Here is a 16,308-nt window from a genome sequence, read left to right as displayed (position 1 = left end):
TGGGACGGAGGAATTCGTCCGATCATCCCTCTAGCGCGTAGACGATTTTCAGCGTAGATGGCTACTCGCGAGTTATTTTACGGTGAAAGTACTTCTGAGCGGTGAAATCTTCGCCTCATGGGCGGCCGCGCCGCAGCTCGACCCGGGTCGCGGGGAGCCTGCTCAGACATCGTACGGCGGACGCGGAAGCGGGTCCACCATCGCGTCGAACCCCCGGGGTAGCTGCGCCACCAGATCCTGGAACTCGCCGACCGTGACCGTCTCCCGAAGCGTGGCGAGCACCGCACGCGTCCCCACCTCGGCCAGCGCCGGGTCCACCGCGGCCCGGTCGGCCACCCGGTAGAGGAAGTCCACCGCGGCCCCGGTCGCCGGCGGCCCGGTCGTCGCGAGGTAGCCGCCGACGTCGTCGGGGAGCTGGGCGGCCAGGTCGGCCGACTCGTCGGCGGTGATCCGCTCGGCGAGGGTCTGCAACACCGCGCGGGAGATCGTCGCCGCGTCGTCGGTGGGCAGCTCGGCACGACGCGCCACCGCGTCGACGAACAGCGGAAACCGCATCCCGCCTCCCCTGGCAGCCGGTCGCCGACATCCCGGGAACCCCCACCCCGCCGGCCCCCGCGAGTACCCACCCCCCACCCCCACAAACCCCCCGTGCCCCGACCTCGCACCCCCGCCCGCGATCTTGCACTTGCCGCCCCGGCAAAAGCCACCGATCCGACGTCTCACGGGCCGCAACTGCAAGATCGTCGAGGAAGGGTGGGACCCGGGGAGGGAGGGGACCTAGGGCCTGGTGGGTGGGGTCCGGGCGGCCCTGCTCGGGTCGGTCGCGGCGGCTTAGCGTCGGAGACGGGTGGCTCCGGGGCGCGGCGGGAGACGTGCCGGGCGGGAGTCACCGGAGGCGCCGGAGCGCGGCGTCGCGGACACCGGGAGGTCGACAATGCGGACGTGGCAGGTGCAGGACGTGATGACCACCGACGTGGCGACGGTACGGGAGGGCACGGCGTACCGGGAGATCGTCGACCTGCTGACCGACCGGCACGTCACGGCGGCGCCGGTGGTGGACGGCGGCCGGCGGGTACTCGGGGTGGTCTCCGAGGCGGACCTGATGTACAAGGTGGAGCTGTCCGGGCAGCCCCACGAACGGCGGCTCCGGCCCGACCGGCACCGCCGGGAGGCGCGGGCGAAGGCCGGCGCGACGCTCGCGGCCGACCTGATGACCGCTCCCCCGGTCACCGTCGCACCGGACGCCACGCTCGTCGAGGCGGCCCGGCTGCTGGACACGCGCGGCGTCAAGCGACTGCCGGTGGTCGACGACCTGGGCCGGCTGGTCGGCATCGTGACCCGCGGCGACCTGCTCAAGGTGCACCTGCGCCCGGATGCGGACATCCGGCGGGACGTGGTCGACGAGGTGCTGCGCCGGACGCTCGGCGTGCGCGACGGCGTGGTGGACGTGGCCGTGCACGGCGGCGTGGTGACGCTCACCGGGCAGGTGGAGCGCTGGTCCACGGTGCACCTGGCGCTGCGGTTGACCCGGCAGGTCAGCGGCGTGGTCGAGGTGGTCGACGCGCTCGGCTACGCGATCGACGACGCGCCGATGTCGGCGCTGCGGCTCGGCGGCGGCATGCCCGCCGGCATCGCCTGACCACCGGGGGCCGGCGGCGGCCCGGGGAGGACGCCGCGGCCCGGGAGGAGCGGGCCCGGCGGCCGGACCGGGGCGGTCAGCCCTCGGCGAGCACGTCCAGCACCAGCGCGGCGGTCCAACTGAACGCCGGCGAGCCGAGGCCGGCGCCGGTGTCCGGGTGGAAGTACTCGTGGCAGCCGGCGCCGTCGACCAGGTCGAGCAGGGAGTCCCGCAGCCCGGCGGCCAGGTCGGCCCGGCGGTGGGTCCGCAGGCCCTGCCAGAGCAGCCAGCCGGTGTTCACCCAGCTCGGCCCGCGCCAGTACCGCAGCGGTTCGAAGTCCGCCGCGGTGCGGTCGTAGGTGGGCAGCGGCCGGTCCATCCGGGCGGCCAGGCCGAACCGGGACGAGCACGCCTCGGCCAGCACGGCCCGCACCTGCGGTTCCGGCAGGTCGGGCAGGGCCAGCGGCAGCAGCCCGAGCACGGTACGCGGGCCGACGAGCCGGTCGGTGCGGACGTCACGCGGCCGGAACGTGCCGGTGACCGGGTCCCAGAGGCGGGTCACCAGCGCCTCGGTGAGGCGGGCGGCCCGGTCCCGGTGCGGGCACGGGTCGGCGCCGATGACCGTCGCGATCCGGGCCAGCGCGTACTCGGCGACCCCGAGCGCGGCGTTGACCAGCGGGCACTCCACCAGGAACGGGTGCCGCCCGAGCAGCCCCTCGTCCCGGTAGCGGCCGGCCCGGTAGCTGTCCACGAGCGCGACGTACCGCGCGTAGTCCAGGTCGGTGGGCCGGTGCGTGGCGTCGGCGTGCGCGGTGTCGTGCCGGCGGTACGCGCGCATCACCGCCTCGTCGGCCGGCACCGCGGCCAGCGGGGTGTCCCAGGCGGGGCTGTTGTCCAGGCCGGACTCCCACGGGTGCACGATGGCGGCCAGGCCGCCGCCGCCGACGTCCCGCCGCCCGGTCAGGTAGCGCTGCTGGGCGACCAGCCGGGGATAGAGCCGGCGCAGCGCGGCCACCGACGCCTCGGAGGGGGCGCGGCGGTGCACCAGCCAGGCGGCCGGCGCGTGCACCGGTGGCTGGACGATGCCGGAGGTGGCCACCGACGGCGCGCCGTCGGCGCACGCCGAGTCCCAGAACGTCGGCCCGGGGAAGTACGGGCCGAGGTGCGGCGCCGGGTTGAACACGATGTGCGGCACCCGCCCGTCGACCCACTGGGCGGCGAACAGCGTGCGCAGCTCACGCCAGGCCCGGTCCGGTCGCACGTGCGCCAGCCCGACCGCGATGAACGCCGAGTCCCAGCTCCACTGGTGCGGGTAGAGCGTGCGGGACGGGACGGTGTGGTCGTGTTCCCAGTTGGCGTCCAACGTGGCCAGCGCGAGCCGACGCAGTCGGGCGTCCCGTTCTGCGCCGGCCCGTACGCCGGCCGCCAGGCTGCCGGTCACGCGGCGGCCCGCCGGGGCCGGGCGGAGGTCAGCACGGCGGCGGCCTGGCGCAGCGCGGCGACCGGCTCACCGCGCAGCCGGCACTCCAGCGCCAGCCAGCCGGGGTAGCCGATCCCGGCGAGCGTGTCCCGCAGCGCGACCCAGTCCAGGTGCCCGGCGCCGGGCTGGTGCCGGTTGGAGTCGCTGACCTGCACGTGCCCGAGGTACGGCGCGGCGGCGCGCAGCGCGGCGCACGGGTCATCCTCCTCGATGTTCATGTGGTAGGTGTCGGCGACCACCCGTACCGCGGGCGACCCGACCGCCCGGCACAGCTCGACCGCCTGGTCGAGCCGGTTGACCATGTGGTCCTCGTACCGGTTGAGCGGTTCCAGGAACAGGGTGACCCCCTCGGACCGGGCGTGCTCGCCCAGCTCGCCCAGGGCGTCGACGAGCACCCGCCGGTCGGCCTCGGGCGACCGGGGCGGCTCGTGCGGCGGCAGCCGACGGGAGAACATGCCCCAGGCGGCCGGCGTCATCGCGCCGACGCCGCCCAGCTCGGCGATGACGGAGAGCTGGGAGCGCAGGTTGCGCACCGCGTCCCGGGAGCGGGCCGGGTCGAAGTCGCCGATGAAGTGGTCCATCTCGACGCAGACGGTCGGCGTCACCACCCCGGCGGCGCGGGCCCGGCGCAGCTCGGGCAGCCGCCTGGCGAACGCCAGGTCCCCCCGCCCGCGCAGCTCGATGCCCCGGTAGCCGAGGGAGACGGCGAGGGCGTACTTGTCGATCAGGTCGGCGCCGGGGAGCAACTGCTCCTGGCAGGCCAGTGGGATGTCCATGTCAGAACCTCAGCACCACTTGGAGGACGTCAGCGTCACCGCGGTCGAGCAACGCCAGCGCGTCGGCCACCGCGCCCGCGTCGACGACGTGGCTCACCAGCGGCAGCGGGTCGACGCTGCCCTCCGCCACCAGGTCCATGAAGGTGTGCGCGATCCGCGTCCCGGACCACCGGCCGGCCGTGCCGGGGGCCGGGTCGGGGCCGGAGACCTGGGCGGCCACCAGCTGGATCCGGTTGTGGTGGAACTCCTCGCCGAGTTCCAGCCCGTGGGCGTACCCCTGGTAGAAGCCGGCGGCGACGACGCGGCCGGCGTGCGCAGTGGCCCGGATCGCCTCGTGCAGCGCCGGGTACGCGCCGGACAGCTCCAGGCAGACGTCGGCGCCGCGACCGTCGGTGGCCGCCCGCATCGCGGCGGCGGCCGAGTCGCCGGCGACGTCGACGACCCGGCGGGCGCCGAGGCGGGTGGCGTGCGCGAGCCGTCCGGGCACCCGGTCGACGGCCACCACCCGGCTGCCGGACAGCACCGCGAGCCGGGTGCCGAGCAGCCCGATCACGCCCTGGCCGAAGACGCCGACCCAGTCGCCGAGGTGCAGGTCACCGGCGAGCACCGCGGTCAGCGCGATGGCCCCGGGACGGGCGAAGACGGCGGCGAGCGGGTCGAGGCCGGGGGCGAGCGGGTGCGTCGCGGCGGCGGCGAGCACGGCCTCCGCACGGTGCCCCCAGATGCCCCAGACGAGCTGGCCGGCGCGGCGGTCGGCGACGTCCGGGGCGACCTCGACGATCTCGCCGACCTCCTCGTAGCCGAAGCCGACCACCGGGTACGCGGGCGCGGCCTGCCGGGGCACGAACATCCGGGCGGTGGCGTCCCAGTCCTTGTGGAGCCGGGGGTTGCTGCCCCGGTAGAGGGTCAGCTCGGTGCCGGCGGAGATGCCGGAGTAGCAGGTGCGGACGCGGACCTGACCCGGGCCGAGCCGGTCCGGGGGGCAGGGCTCCAGGCGGATGCTCCGGGGCCCGGCGAGCGAGACAACCCAGTTGGCCATGGCGTCGCTCCGAGGAAAGTGCCGGCCTCAATCCTAACCCAAAAAATGGGCATATGTGATTAGATTGATGAATCTGCGGGTATTGATGGCGTGCCGTGTATTTTCGAGAAGGAGTGCCGCCGATGCCATCACCCTCCACACGGCTGCTCGCTTCGAGCCTGATCCTGGCACTGGCCGGGGTCGGCGCGACCGCCTGCAGCGACGACGAGCAGAAATCCGACAGTTCCCAGATCACCGTCTGGAGCCTGGAGGACGTGGCCGACCGGGTCACCGCCACCAAGGCGATCATCGCCGACTACACCGCGAAGACCGGCGTGAAGGTCAACCTGGTCACCGTCAACGAGGACCAGTTCCCGTCACTGATCGCGTCCAGCGCCGCCGCCGGCGACCTGCCCGACGTGGTCGGCTCGGTGTCGCTCGCCGGCGTCCGCACGCTCGCCGCCAACGAGCTGCTGGAGCCGGACGCCAACAAGGCCGTGGTGGACAAGCTCGGGCGGGACACGTTCTCCCCCCGCGCGCTGGAGCTGACCAGCGACGGCGGCACCCAGCTCGCGGTGCCCAGCGACGGCTGGGGCCAACTGCTCGTCTACCGCAAGGACCTGTTCGACGCCGCCGGCCTGCCCGCCCCCGACACGTACGAGAAGATCGCCGCCGCGGCGGCGAAGCTGAACACCGGCGGCGTCGCCGGCATCACCGCGGCGACCGCCCCCGGCGACGTGTTCACCCAGCAGACCTTCGAGCACCTCGCGCTGGCCAACAACTGCCAGCTCACCGACGACGCCGGCAAGGTCACGCTCGACTCGCCGGAGTGCGTGGAGGCGTTCCGGTTCTACGGCGACCTGATGCGGAACAATTCGGTCAAGGGCGCGCAGGACGTCGACACCACCCGGGCCACCTACTTCGCCGGCAGGGCGGCCATGCTGATCTGGTCGCCGTTCGTCCTCGACGAACTGGCCGGCCTGCGCAGCGACGCGCGGCCCACCTGCCCGCAGTGCCAGTCCGACCCGGCGTGGCTGGCGAAGAACAGCGGCTTCGTCACCGCGATCAAGGGCCCGAACGGCACCGAGCCGGCCCAGTACGGCGAGGTCAGTTCCTGGGCGGTGCTCGACGGCGCGGCCGACCCGGCGACGTCCTTCGTGGAGTACATGCTCTCCGACGGCTACCCGCGCTGGTTCGGCATGTCCCCCGAGGGGCGGTTCCCGGTGCGCACCGGGACGCCGGAGGACAAGCAGAAGTTCCGCACGCTGTGGAACACCAGCCCGGCCGGGGTGGACACCAGGAAGCCGCTCGCCGACGTCTACGGCGACGACGTGCTGGCCACGCTGCGCAAGAGCCCGGACACGTTCCAGCGCTGGGGGCTGACCCAGGGTCAGGGCAAGCTGGTCGGCGCCATCCTCGGCGAGCTGCCGGTGCCGAAGGCGCTCGCGGACGTGGTCGGCGGCAAGTCCGACGCCCGGGCCGCCGCCGAGCGCGCCAAGAAGGACGTCGAGGCCATCGCCAAGGGCGTCAATTGACCACCGTCGCGCCGGAGGCCGGCCGCTCCCCCACCCCGGAGCGGCCCCGCCGGCCCGGCCGCCGCCCGCTGACGCTGCGCCGCCGGGAGTCCCGCGCCGGGCTCGCGCTGGTCGCGCCGACGCTGCTCGTCGTGCTCGCGGTGATCGGCATACCCATCGTCTGGACCGTGGTGCTGGCCTTCCAGCGGGTACGCCTGGCGACGCTGCGCAAGACCGGCCTGTTCGGCGAGCTGACGCTGGACAACATCGACCGGGTGCTGCACACCCCCGGGTTCGCCGACACGCTCTGGACCACAGTGGTCTACAGCGTCGGCGGCACCGCCGGCTCGATCGTGGTCGGCCTGGTCGCGGCGCTGGCCGTCCGGGGGCCGTTCCGGGGCCGTACGCTGGTGCGCGCGTCGATGCTGCTGCCGTACGTGGCGCCGGTGGTCGCCATGACGTTCGTCTGGCAGGTGATGCTCGACCCGCAGCTCGGCATCGTCAACGACTGGGGGCGGCGCTTCCTCGGCTGGGACGCCCCGGTGGCGTTCCTGTCCCAGGAGTCCACCGCGCTGTGGACGGTGATCGCGTTCGAAGCGTGGCGCTACTTCCCGTTCGCGTTCCTGTTCCTGCTGGCCCGGCTCCAGGCCGTGCCGGCGGAGCTGGAGGAGGCCGCCCGGGTCGACGGCGCCACCCCGACCCAGCGCTTCCGGCACATCCTGCTGCCGCAGCTCATGCCCGTGATCGCGCTGCTCGGCGTGCTGCGGTTCATCATGACGTTCAACAAGTTCGACGACGTCTACCTGCTGACCGGCGGCTCGGCCGGCACCGAGGTGGTAAGCGTCCGGGTCTACCAGTTCCTCACCGCGCGTACCGACATCGGCGCCGCCGCCGCCCAGGCCGTCGTGCTGGCCGTGGTGCTGCTCGTGTTCGTGGCCATCTACCTGCGCTTCTTCGGCGCGAAACGGGAGGCGTGATGGACCGGGACCGGATCGAGACGGTCAGCCTGCGCTGGCTGCGCCGGCTGGTGATCGCCGGCTTCCTGCTGGTCACGCTGCTGCCGTTCTGGTACATGCTGGTGCTGTCGGTACGCCCGATCGAGCGCCTGCTGCTCGACCCCGGCTCGCTCTGGGTGCCGTTCGGCGAGCTGACCGTCGCCACGTACGCCGAGGTGTTGAAGTCGGTGGAGAGCGGCGGCCAGGGTTTCCTCACGTTCATCCGCAACAGCGGCCTGGTGGCGCTGGCCGCGACCGCGCTCACGCTGGTGGTCGCCATCCCCGGCGCGTACGCGGTCTCCCGGCTGCGGTTCTTCGGCCGCCGGCAGGTCAGCGCGTTGTTCCTGGCGGTCTACCTGTTCCCGTCGATCGTCATCGCGATCCCGTTGTTCGTGGTCTTCAGCCGCGCCGGGCTGCGCGGGTCGTTGTTCGGGCTGGTGCTGGTCTACATCTCGCAGACGCTGCCGGTCTCGGTCTACATGCTCAAGAACTACTTCGAGACCATCCCGGTCAGCCTGGAGGAGTCGGCGGCGATCGACGGCGCCGGCCGGCTCGGCATCATCCGCCGGGTCAGTCTGCCGCTCGCCGCGCCGTCGGTGATGGCGGTCGCGCTCTACGACTTCATGATCGCCTGGAACGAGTTCCTGTTCGCGCTGCTGTTCCTGGTCGACCGGCCGGACCGGTGGACCGTCTCGTTGGGGCTGTCGTTGCTCGCCGACGGCGTCGAGGTGCCCAAGACGGTGCTGATGGCCGGCTCGGTCATCCTCACCCTGCCGATCGTGGTGCTGTTCTTCGCCGGCGAACGGCTGCTCACCGAGGGCCTCACCAGTGGGGCCGAGAAGGGCTGAGCAGGGGCGGCGGCATGCCAGGATGACCCGGTGCGATCACCACGGGAGCGCCCGGCCGGCGCGCGGCTGGCCCGGCTGCTCACCGAGGTGCTCGCACCGGGCGTCCTGGTGACCGCGTTGCCGCTGGTGGCCGCCGCCCGGGTCAGCCGCTCCCCGGCCCAGTTCCTGCTCTGGGGCGGCACCGCGCTGCTGTGCTGCGCGATCATCCCGGTCGGGGTGATCGTCCACGGCGTACGCCGGGGTCGGCTCACCGACCGGCACGTCGGCGACCACCGGCAGCGGGCCCGGCCGCTGTCGATCGGTCTGGCCTCGGTGGCGGTCGGGTTGCTGCTGCTGGCGGCGCTGGACGCGCCGGCCGAGCTGTTCGCGGTGCTCGTGGTCATCTTCGTGGTGGGCGCGGCCTGCACGCTCGTCAACCACTGGTGGAAGCTGAGCATCCACGCGGCGGTGGCCGCCGCCACGGTGACCGTGCTGGTGCTGCTGTTCGGGCCGGTGGCGCACCTGGGCTGGCCGCTGGCGGCGGCGGTCGGCTGGTCCCGGGTGCGGCTGCGCGACCACACCGGGCCGCAGGTGCTGGCCGGCGCCGCGCTCGGCGCGCCGCTGGCCGCCGCCACGTTCCTCGCGCTGACCTGAACAAGATCAGTTACGGTTGGACCCATGAGCAAGCCGACCCGCTGGGTGACCGACACCAAGCCCGGCCACTCGCAGTGGTACGTCGACCGGTTCCGCCGCCTCGCCGCCGAGGGGGCGGACCTGGCCGGCGAGGCCCGCCTGGTGGACGCGTTGGTGCCGCCCGGCGCGCGGATCCTCGACGCCGGCTGCGGCACCGGCCGGGTCGCCGCCGTGCTGGCCGACCGCGGCCACACCGTCGTCGGCGTCGACGCCGACCCGACGCTCGTCGAGGCCGCCCACGCCGACCACCCCGGTCCCCGGTTCCTGGTCGCCGACCTGGCCGAGCTGGACCTGCCCGCACAGGGCGAGCCCGAGCCGTTCGACGCGGCCGTGGTGGCCGGCAACGTGATGACCTTCGTCGCCCCCGGCACCGAGCGTGCCGTGCTGGCCCGGATCGCCGCGCACGTGCGTCCCGACGGCGTCGTGGTGGTCGGCTTCGGCACGGACCGGGGTTACCCGGTCGCCGAGCTGGACGCCGACGCGGTCGCCGCCGGCCTGCGCCGGGAGCACCGCTTCGCCACCTGGGACCTGCGCCCCTGGCAGGACGACGCCGGGTTCGCGGTGACCGTGCTGCGCCGCCCGGCCTGAGCCGACCCGCCCGGCCCGGACCACACCGGCCTCGGTCACGCCCGGCCTCGGTCACGCCCGGCCTCGGTCACGCCGGCCTGACTCGTGCCGGGCTCGGCCGCGCCCGGGTTGTGCCCGGTCAGGCCGGGGCGGCCACGGCGCGGGCCGCGGCCGGATCGAGCGGGCTGCCGGCCGGCAGCAGGTCCACCAGGCCCGCCGGCAGCCGCACCGGCCGCACCCCGGCGTAGCCGAGCATGCCCGGCACGTCCGCGCCGGCCAGCGCGTACCGCCGGCCCAGGTCGGTGACCACGCACACCGTGCCGCCGGTCGCGCCCGGGGCGGCCACCGCCTCCACCAGCGCGCCGCGCCCCGGCTCCACCACGACCTGGTCGGCGAGCCCACCCCGACCCCCGGCGGTACGCGTGGCCGCGGCCGGGTCCGGTGCGGTGACGCCGAGCCGGATCTCGCGTACGCCGGTGTCGTCACCGGCCCGCGCGCAGAGCGCGCCCGGATCGGCGGTGGCGAGCCGGGGCGGTACGGCGGGCGGCGCGTCCGGCCCGGCCGGCACCAGGTCGGGCAGCTTCGGCAGCGCCGCGAACCGGCCGAGCGTGATCGGCGCCGGCTCGCCCTGCCCGGTGCGGGCCAGCAGCAGCGCGGCCTGCAACTCGGTGATGCCGGCCAGCCCGTCGCGCGCCACCACCGCGTACTGGCGGCCGCCACCGGAGTTGCGCACCAGGTAGACGTCGCCGACGGTGGCGTCGGGGACCCGCGCCGAGGGAGCGCCGAGCGCGCCCACCGGCGGTGGGACCAGATCGGCGCCGGCCGGCACGGTGTTGAGCAACGCCGCCGCGACCGGGACGGCCCGTTCCCGGGTGGCGGCCAGCGCGGCGAGCACCCGGTCGGTGTCGCGCAGCAGGTAGCGCCGGTCGTGCCAGAGCAGGTGCAGGCCGCCGTCCGGGTGGCGGACCAGCAGGCCCTGGTCGCCGAGCGTCCGCCCACCGGTCGCGGCCCGCCCGATCAGCAGCGCCGAGCGGGCCTCGGGCCGCCCCGCCTCCACGGTCACCGACGAGCAGAGCGTCCAGCCGTCGCCGACCAGCCGGTTCGGCGCGGGCAACGAATCCGGCGCGTCGGCGATGCCGAGCGGCAGCCCACGGGGCACCCCGTCGATGGCCCGGCGGGTGACCAGCACCGTCTTCGGCCGCTCCGCACCGATGATCAGCAGGGCCGAGGCGTAGTTGAGCACCGGGTGCAGCTTCTCGTCGCGGTAGACGAACCGGGCGCCGGACTCCTTCTCCACGATCACCGCGCCGGTGTCCCGCCAGGAGCTGCCGCCGCCGGTGAACAGGCCGTACAACGCCACCCCGCCGAGCGCGATCACCGCGACCAGCACGCTGGCCAGGCCGGCGCCGGCCAACCGGCGGAACGGCGACTGCGCCGGATCGGTCTCCCGCATCACCAGTGCGGCGACCGCCCGCTGCACGGTGAACTGGTACGAGTGCAGCTGGTCCTGCCGCGACGCCATCGGGCCCCTCCACCGGGATAGTCGCCGCACAGGATAAGCGCTCCGTCGATCCCCCGCCCACCCTGCGTCGCCCCCAACCCCACCCCGCCCCCACCCCGCCCCCACCCCCACCCCGCCCGGCGTCGTTGATCATGAAGTTGGCGGCACGAAACGCCGGGCGGGACGACCGCTAACTTCATGATCAACCAGGCGGGCGGCGGGGTGGGTGGCGGGCGGGGTACCCCCGGGGGTATGGTGGGGGCAGGAGGTGGGACGTGAAGCTTCGACCCGAGATGACCAGCGACGCGCTGACCCGACTCAAGCGGGCCCGCGGGCAGCTCAACGCCGTGATCGAGATGATGGAGAACGGCGAGGACTGCCGCGCCGCGCTGACCCAGCTCGCCGCCGTCTCCAAGGCCATCGACCGGGCCGGCTTCAAGATCATCGCCTCCGGCATGCGCCACTGCGGCGCCGCCCGCCGGGCGGGCGAGGAACCGGAGATGACCGAGGAGGAGCTGGAGAAGCTCTTCCTCGCCCTGGCCTGACCCACCGACTTCCGCCCGCGCCGCCTGATCGCGACGCGGGCGGGTAATCCGCGCCCGGAACCGGGCCGGAGTCTGCCTCCCGTATACCCCCGGGGGTATATGGGACGAGGAGAGGAGAACGCACGTGAGCACCGAGGTGACAGTCATCGCGACGTCCTCGCTCGGCGACCGCAGCTATCTGGCGTCCGACGGCCGGGTGGCGGTCGTGGTCGACCCGCAGCGCGACATCGACCGCGTCCTGCACCTGGCCGGCGCGCAGGGGGTGCGGATCACCCACGTGGTGGAGACGCACCTGCACAACGACTACGTCTCCGGTGGCCTGGAGCTGGCCCGGATCACCGGCGCCCACTACCTGGTGGCCGCCGCCGACGAGGTCGGCTTCGACCGGATGCCGGTGACCGACGGCGACGTGGTGCCGGTGTCGGACGGCCTGCGGCTGCGGGTGGTCGGCACCCCCGGCCACACCTTCCACCACCTGTCGTTCGTGCTGGACGAGGCGGGCGACGGCGGCTGGACCCCGGTCGGCGTGTTCACCGGCGGGTCGCTGCTGTTCGGCACCACCGGCCGCACCGACCTGCTCGGCCAGCGGCACGCCCACGAACTGGCCCACCACCAGCACACCTCCGCCCGCAAGCTGGTCGACCTGCTGCCCGACGGCGCGCAGGTGTGGCCGACGCACGGCTTCGGCAGCTTCTGCTCGGCCAGCCAGGCCGACGCCCCGGAGTCCACCATCGGCCGGGAGAAGGCGGCCAACCCGGTGCTGCGGCTGGCCGCCGACCGGTTCGTCACCGAGACGCTCGCCGGCCTGGACGCCTACCCGGCCTACTACGCGCACATGGGCGTGGCCAACGCCGCCGGCCCCGCCCCGGTCGACCTCACGCCGGTGGCCCGCGCCGACGCCGGTGAGCTGCGCCGCCGGATCGCCGCCGGCGAGTGGGTGGTCGACCTGCGGCACCGCAAGGCGTACGCGGCCTCGCACCTGGCCGGCACCGTCAGCCTGGGCCTGGACGGGCCGATGTCGACCTGGCTCGGCTGGCTGATCGAGTGGGGCGTGCCGATCACGCTCCTGGCGGAGACGCCGGAGCAGGTCGCCGACGCCCAGCGGGAGCTGGTCCGGATCGGCATCGACCGGCCGGCCGCGCAGGCCACCGGCGACCCCGGACGGTGGGCCGGCGACCGCACGGAATTGCGCGAGCTGACCGTGGCCGACTTCGCGGCGCTGGCCGCCGCGCAGGCCGGCGACACCCCGGCCGGACTGCCCGCCCCGCAGGTCGTGCTCGACGTCCGGATGACCAACGAGTGGCGGGCCGGGCACGTCGACGGCGCGGTGCACGTCCCCCTGCCCGACCTGCCCGGCCGGCTCACCGACGTACCCGCCGGGACGGTCTGGGTGCACTGCGGCTCCGGCTACCGGGCCACCGCCGCCGCGTCCCTGCTGGCCAACGCCGGCCGCGACGTGGTGCTGATCGACGACGCGTTCGGCCGCGCCGCGTCCGCCGGCGTCCGGATGGCCCCGACCGGCTGACCCGCCCTGCCAACCCGCCCGGCCGGCGCCCGACGCGCCGGCCGGCGACGCCCCCTGCCCGCAAACCACCGAAGGAGAACAGACATGACCACCACCAACCCGTCGACCGTCGACGCGGCGACGCTGGGCGAGCTGATCGCCGCCGGCCGCGCGCCCCGGCTGCTGGACGTCCGCACCCCGGGCGAGTTCGAGGCCACGCACATCCCCGGCGCCTACAACGTGCCGCTGGACCTGCTCCGGGAACACCGCGCGGAGCTGCGCGCCCACCTGGACGAGGACGTGGTGCTGATCTGCCGCTCCGGCGCCCGCGCCGGCCAGGCGGAGCGGGCGCTGGCCACCGTCGGCCTGCCCAACCTCCGGGTGCTCGACGGCGGCATGCTGGCCTGGCAGGCCGCGAGCGCCCCGGTCGTCCAGGGCCGGCCGCGCTGGGAGCTGGAGCGTCAGGTCCGCCTGGTCGCCGGTTCGATCGTGCTGGCCGGCGTGCTCGGCTCGGTGTTCGTGCCGGGCCTGAAGTGGGTCGCGGGCGCCATCGGCGCCGGTCTCACCGTCGCGGCGGTCTCGAACACCTGCGCCATGGGCATGCTGCTCGGCCGGCTGCCGTACAACCGGGGCGCGAGCTGCGACCTGGACACCGTCGTCGGCCGGCTCCGCGACGACGCCGCCGGGCGGCGGTCGTGACCGCGCTGGTGCTCACGCTGGCCGGCGCGGTGCTGATCGGCGTGAGCCTGGGCCTGCTCGGCGGCGGCGGGTCGATCCTCGCCGTGCCGTTGCTGGTCTACGTCGCCGGCCTGCCGGCCAAGGAGGCGATCGCCACCTCGCTGCTCGTCGTGGGCGCCACCAGCGCGGTCGGCGTGCTGCCGCACGCCCGCGCCCACCGGGTCCGCTGGCGCACCGGACTGATCTTCGGCGCGGCCGGCATGACCGGCGCGTACGCCGGCGGCCGGCTGGCCGGGTTCGTCCCGGCGGGCGTGCTGCTCACCGCGTTCGCGCTGATGATGCTCGCCACCGCCGCGGCGATGATCCGGGGGCGACGCCCGGTCGAGGGGCGGCCCACGCCGCGCGAGCTGCCGACGCTGCGGGTGATCTTCGACGGCGTGGTCGTCGGGCTGGTCACGGGCCTGGTCGGCGCCGGCGGCGGGTTCCTGGTCGTGCCCGCGCTGGCGCTGCTCGGCGGCCTGCCGATGCCGGTGGCGGTGGGCACGTCGCTGGTGGTCATCGCGATGAAGTCGTTCGCCGGCCTGGCCGGCTACCTGTCCAGCGTGCAGATCGACTGGGCGCTGGCCGCCGCCGTCACCGTCGCCGCGATCGTCGGCAGCCTGCTCGGTGGGCGGCTCGCCGGCCGGATCCCGGAGCACGTGCTCCGCCTGTCGTTCGGCTGGTTCGTGGTGGCGATGGGCGGGTTCGTGCTGGCCCGGCAGTTGCCGCCGCTCGCGGGACTCGGGCTGGTCATTCTTGTCGCAGCCGGTACGGTCACGGTGGCGGTGTGGGGCCGCCGAAGGAGGGGACACAGTGGACAGCAGCGCCTGGGACGAGCGGTACGCCAACGCGTCGGGACTGGTGTGGAGCGCTGAACCCAATCGTTTCGTGGTCGAGTCGGTGTCCGGGCTGAGTCCCGGCTCCGCGCTTGACGTCGCCGCCGGCGAGGGGCGCAACGCGGTGTGGCTGGCCGGGCAGGGCTGGCGGGTCAACGCGGTCGACTTCTCGGCGGTGGCCGTCGAGCGGGGGCGTGAGCTGGCCGCCGCGCGGGGCGTCACGGTCGACTGGCGGGTCGCCGACGTGACCGCGTACCGGCCGGTGCCGGGCAGCTACGACCTGGTGCTGATCAGCTATCTGCACCTGCCCGCCGCCGACTTCGCCGGGGTGCTCGCGGCGGCCCGGTCGGCGCTGCGCCCGGGCGGCACGCTGGTGGTGGTCGGTCACGACCTGGCCAACCTCGACGCCGGCACCGGGGGTCCGCAGGACCCGAGCGTGCTGCTCACCCCGGAGGCGGTGGTCGACGGGCTGGCCGGGTTGCGCATCGGGCGCGCCGAGACGGCCCGCCGGCCGGTGCCGACCGCCGACGGCGGCACGGTCGACGCGCTGGACACCGTGGTGGTGGCCATCCGACCCGCCGACTGAGGCGGACCCGCCGACCGACGCGGCCGGACCGGCCCGTTCCCGCCGGCCGGGTCGCGGGCGGCCGGTAGCATCCGGGAACGGATCGGCGGAGGGGACACCGGGTGGGCACGCGTTTCGAGGAACTGGCCTGGCGAGAGACGCCGATCGGGGAGATCAGCCTGCGCCGGCGTCGCGACCCGGCGCTGGACGCCGACGTGTACGAGGTGAAGCTCGGCGACGAGTACCTCATGTCCAGCGCGTTCCCGGTCGCGGAGATCGAGCTGGCCCGGCTGGGGCTGGCGCCGCTGCCCGGGGAGGAACTGGACGTGGTGGTCGGCGGGCTCGGGCTCGGCTACACCGCGCGCACCGCGCTGGCCGACCCCCGGGTGCGCTCGATGCTGGTGGTCGAGGCGATCGAGGACGTGATCGACTGGCACCGGCAGGAGCTGTTGCCGTTCGCCGCCGGGCTGGCCGCGGATCCGCGTACCCGGTTCGTGCGGGCCGACTTCTTCGCCGCGGTGGCCGGCGGCGGCTTCGACCCGGACGAGCCCGGGCGGCGGTTCCACGCGGTGCTGCTCGACGTGGACCACTCCCCCCGGCACGTGCTGCACCCCGACCACGCGCCGTTCTACACGGTCGACGGGCTGCGCCGGCTGGCCGCGCTGCTGCACCCGGAGGGCGTCTTCGCGCTCTGGTCGAACGACCCGCCGGATTCGGCGTTCCAGCGGACGCTGACCGAGGTGTTCCCGACCTCGGTCGCGCACGTCGTCCGGTTCCCCAACCCGTTGCAGGGGCGGGAGGCCGCGAACACCGTCTACGTGGCCCGGCGCTGACCGTCCGCCGGCGACAGGTCCGGCCGGGCATGTCGGGCCGGGGAGCGGGAAAGCGCGCGGCCGACCGGAGGAGACGGGAGGCACCGACATGCGCGCGTTGCTCTGGGTGGTCGGCGTGGTCGCCGGCGTGCTCATCCTGCTCGGGCTGCTGCTGGAGGCGGTCCGCTGGCTCATCATCATCGGCGTGATCGCGCTGGCCGCGGTCGTCATCTTCGCGATCGTGAAGACCCGGCGAATAGCGCACCGGCACTCGGCGTCGCACCGCTGATGTGACGAACCCGGCAACTTACGCCAACGTAGGTTACCGGCCGGTCAAGTT

General features: G+C 74.6%; 18 protein-coding genes. 13 read left to right on the top strand and 5 right to left on the bottom strand.

Annotated features, from left to right (window positions below; genetic code table 11):
• Positions 1 to 162: 162 nt before the first annotated feature.
• A complete protein-coding gene (locus tag ACLQ2W_RS27635; protein WP_405093916.1) occupies positions 163 to 555 on the bottom strand; it encodes a DUF2267 domain-containing protein in 393 nt (130 codons plus the stop codon).
• 379 nt (positions 556 to 934) lie between these two features.
• Here ACLQ2W_RS27635 and ACLQ2W_RS27630 point away from each other — a divergent pair, with 379 nt between their 5' ends.
• Entirely contained in the window at positions 935 to 1,639 is a 705-nt protein-coding gene (locus ACLQ2W_RS27630) for a CBS domain-containing protein (RefSeq protein ID WP_425789995.1), read from the top strand.
• 76 nt (positions 1,640 to 1,715) lie between these two features.
• Here ACLQ2W_RS27630 and ACLQ2W_RS27625 read toward each other — a convergent pair whose 3' ends face one another.
• The 3 genes from ACLQ2W_RS27625 to ACLQ2W_RS27615 are packed head-to-tail and all read right to left on the bottom strand — an operon-like array spanning position 1,716 to position 4,913.
• Positions 1,716 to 3,059 carry an MGH1-like glycoside hydrolase domain-containing protein gene (locus ACLQ2W_RS27625; protein WP_425789993.1) on the bottom strand — a complete coding sequence of 448 codons (1,344 nt, stop codon included), beginning with the start codon at positions 3,057 to 3,059 and terminating at the stop codon, positions 1,716 to 1,718.
• Positions 3,056 to 3,874, bottom strand: a complete 819-nt coding sequence (locus ACLQ2W_RS27620; RefSeq protein ID WP_425789991.1) for a sugar phosphate isomerase/epimerase family protein — start codon at positions 3,872 to 3,874, stop codon at positions 3,056 to 3,058. Before ACLQ2W_RS27620 ends, ACLQ2W_RS27625 begins: the two co-directional genes overlap by 4 nt.
• Position 3,875: 1 nt before the next feature.
• On the bottom strand, positions 3,876 to 4,913 hold the full coding sequence (locus ACLQ2W_RS27615) for a zinc-binding dehydrogenase (RefSeq protein WP_425789989.1): 1,038 nt from the start codon (positions 4,911 to 4,913) through the stop codon (positions 3,876 to 3,878).
• A 122-nt stretch (positions 4,914 to 5,035) separates the two neighbouring features.
• Between ACLQ2W_RS27615 and ACLQ2W_RS27610 the strand changes: the two genes are divergently transcribed.
• Genes ACLQ2W_RS27610 through ACLQ2W_RS27590 form a run of 5 tightly spaced genes read left to right on the top strand, consistent with a single transcriptional unit; the run spans position 5,036 to position 9,509 of the window.
• A complete protein-coding gene (locus tag ACLQ2W_RS27610; RefSeq protein WP_425789987.1) occupies positions 5,036 to 6,427 on the top strand; it encodes an ABC transporter substrate-binding protein in 1,392 nt (463 codons plus the stop codon).
• On the top strand, positions 6,424 to 7,383 hold the full coding sequence (locus tag ACLQ2W_RS27605) for a carbohydrate ABC transporter permease (protein WP_281940501.1): 960 nt from the start codon (positions 6,424 to 6,426) through the stop codon (positions 7,381 to 7,383). Before ACLQ2W_RS27610 ends, ACLQ2W_RS27605 begins: the two co-directional genes overlap by 4 nt.
• Positions 7,383 to 8,249 (top strand): carbohydrate ABC transporter permease, encoded by an 867-nt coding sequence (locus ACLQ2W_RS27600; RefSeq protein ID WP_405093908.1) that lies wholly within the window; start codon positions 7,383 to 7,385, stop codon positions 8,247 to 8,249. The genes ACLQ2W_RS27605 and ACLQ2W_RS27600 overlap by 1 nt, the downstream gene beginning before the upstream one ends.
• A gap of 30 nt (positions 8,250 to 8,279) precedes the next feature.
• Positions 8,280 to 8,882 (top strand): phosphatase PAP2 family protein, encoded by a 603-nt coding sequence (locus tag ACLQ2W_RS27595; protein WP_425789984.1) that lies wholly within the window; start codon positions 8,280 to 8,282, stop codon positions 8,880 to 8,882.
• Positions 8,883 to 8,906: 24 nt separating this feature from the next.
• Positions 8,907 to 9,509 (top strand): class I SAM-dependent methyltransferase, encoded by a 603-nt coding sequence (locus ACLQ2W_RS27590; RefSeq protein ID WP_425789982.1) that lies wholly within the window; start codon positions 8,907 to 8,909, stop codon positions 9,507 to 9,509.
• Positions 9,510 to 9,627: 118 nt separating this feature from the next.
• On the opposite strand, the gene eccB is transcribed toward ACLQ2W_RS27590, so the two are convergent.
• The gene (gene eccB, locus ACLQ2W_RS27585) at positions 9,628 to 11,010 is read right to left on the bottom strand and encodes a type VII secretion protein EccB (RefSeq protein WP_425789980.1); all 1,383 of its coding nucleotides are present in this window, start codon (positions 11,008 to 11,010) and stop codon (positions 9,628 to 9,630) included.
• 254 nt (positions 11,011 to 11,264) lie between these two features.
• Here eccB and ACLQ2W_RS27580 point away from each other — a divergent pair, with 254 nt between their 5' ends.
• The 7 genes from ACLQ2W_RS27580 to ACLQ2W_RS27550 all read left to right on the top strand — a co-directional run bounded on the left by ACLQ2W_RS27580 (position 11,265) and on the right by ACLQ2W_RS27550 (position 16,257).
• A complete protein-coding gene (locus ACLQ2W_RS27580) occupies positions 11,265 to 11,534 on the top strand; it encodes a metal-sensitive transcriptional regulator (protein WP_281940493.1) in 270 nt (89 codons plus the stop codon).
• A gap of 124 nt (positions 11,535 to 11,658) precedes the next feature.
• Positions 11,659 to 13,059: a rhodanese-like domain-containing protein gene (locus ACLQ2W_RS27575; protein ID WP_425789978.1), complete on the top strand. Its 1,401-nt coding sequence runs from the start codon at positions 11,659 to 11,661 to the stop codon at positions 13,057 to 13,059.
• Between the two features lie 84 nt (positions 13,060 to 13,143).
• Positions 13,144 to 13,737 carry a rhodanese-like domain-containing protein gene (locus ACLQ2W_RS27570; RefSeq protein WP_425789976.1) on the top strand — a complete coding sequence of 198 codons (594 nt, stop codon included), beginning with the start codon at positions 13,144 to 13,146 and terminating at the stop codon, positions 13,735 to 13,737.
• Complete coding sequence (locus ACLQ2W_RS27565) at positions 13,734 to 14,630, top strand: sulfite exporter TauE/SafE family protein (protein WP_425789974.1); 897 nt, start codon at positions 13,734 to 13,736, stop codon at positions 14,628 to 14,630. The genes ACLQ2W_RS27570 and ACLQ2W_RS27565 overlap by 4 nt, the downstream gene beginning before the upstream one ends.
• The gene (locus ACLQ2W_RS27560; protein ID WP_425789972.1) at positions 14,569 to 15,177 is read left to right on the top strand and encodes a class I SAM-dependent methyltransferase; all 609 of its coding nucleotides are present in this window, start codon (positions 14,569 to 14,571) and stop codon (positions 15,175 to 15,177) included. Before ACLQ2W_RS27565 ends, ACLQ2W_RS27560 begins: the two co-directional genes overlap by 62 nt.
• Positions 15,178 to 15,278: 101 nt before the next feature.
• The gene (locus tag ACLQ2W_RS27555) at positions 15,279 to 15,989 is read left to right on the top strand and encodes a spermidine synthase (RefSeq protein ID WP_405093901.1); all 711 of its coding nucleotides are present in this window, start codon (positions 15,279 to 15,281) and stop codon (positions 15,987 to 15,989) included.
• Positions 15,990 to 16,077: 88 nt separating this feature from the next.
• The gene (locus ACLQ2W_RS27550) at positions 16,078 to 16,257 is read left to right on the top strand and encodes a hypothetical protein (RefSeq protein WP_107162418.1); all 180 of its coding nucleotides are present in this window, start codon (positions 16,078 to 16,080) and stop codon (positions 16,255 to 16,257) included.
• The last annotated feature ends 51 nt before the right edge of the window (positions 16,258 to 16,308 follow it).

This window comes from Micromonospora sp. DT227 (genome assembly GCF_049841835.1).
Classification (GTDB): Bacteria; Actinomycetota; Actinomycetes; order Mycobacteriales; family Micromonosporaceae; genus Micromonospora.
The sequence above is the reverse complement of the archived record's forward strand: the minus strand, read 5'-3'. Positions and strand labels throughout refer to the sequence as shown.